Source organism: Haloferax sp. Atlit-4N (assembly GCF_003383025.1).
In the GTDB taxonomy this organism is placed as follows: domain Archaea; phylum Halobacteriota; class Halobacteria; order Halobacteriales; family Haloferacaceae; genus Haloferax; species Haloferax gibbonsii.
Map to the genome: position 1 here is coordinate 1 of NZ_PSYY01000034.1, position 809 is coordinate 809.

General features: G+C 69.5%; 2 protein-coding genes. Both read right to left on the minus strand.

All coding sequences use genetic code 11. The features are described 5' to 3' along the window. On the minus strand, nt 1-229 hold a 229-nt coding region (locus tag C5C07_RS20380), incomplete at its 3' end, for a hypothetical protein (protein WP_147302080.1). Further along, nucleotides 229-809 (minus strand): hypothetical protein (locus C5C07_RS21420; protein WP_158546619.1); only part of this gene is annotated, 581 nt, incomplete at its 5' end. The genes C5C07_RS21420 and C5C07_RS20380, both read right to left, overlap by 1 nt.

Consider the following 809-nt stretch of genomic DNA (forward strand, 5'->3'; position numbering starts at 1 on the left):
CGCTCATCGTTCCGTCACGCGAGGGCTGGTCGAGGAACCCTGAAAACACGCGGAGCGGGCCTTCGTAGAGGCTGACGGGGGCGCCGGGGATCAGCGCCGAGTGGGACGTGCGGGGGTTCATGGCCCACTGTGCGGACTCGCAGCCGTGGAGCAGGTTCTCCGAGTAGGACACCTCGCCGTAGCCGCCGATGTCGGTGGCCCAGAACTTCCCGATCCGCGGGTGCAGCATCAGCCGGCCCTCTTGGGGTGGGTGTGGTGGCGGTTGAAGTGGCGGGCGGCCACTGCGGCGTCGACGGCGCCGGTGGTGACTGTGAAGATGTTGTTCGAGCCCGGCACCAGGCCGTGGCCGCCGGGGGCGCGGCTGGTGGACTCGCTCGACACGGAGTAGCGGTCCGAGCCGTCGGCGTTGTCCCCAACCCACATCGCGCCCTGCGGCTCGCTCAGCGACGGGGCGGCGATCGACAGCCTCTTGCGGGTGCCGACGCCAACGATCGACAAGGCGCCCTTGGTGGAGAACAGCCACGCCTCGTGCAGGTGGGAGTTCCCTGGGCCCGCCGAGGTGAGGCGTCGCAGGTCGAGGGACACCATGCCGCTCGGCCCCATGGGGACGGTGGGCAGGTTCAGCGGCACGGGGAGGATCACCATCTGCGGCGTGTTCGCGATGGTGAAGGTGTGGGTGAACTGGCCAGAGACCACACCGAGGACCCCGCCGGCCATCTCGGAGAACGCGGTCCAGTCGAACGTGCACGCCCCAGTAACGGTGTTGTGCAGCCGCATCACCATGATCGCCTCACCGTCGGGCAGCGCCG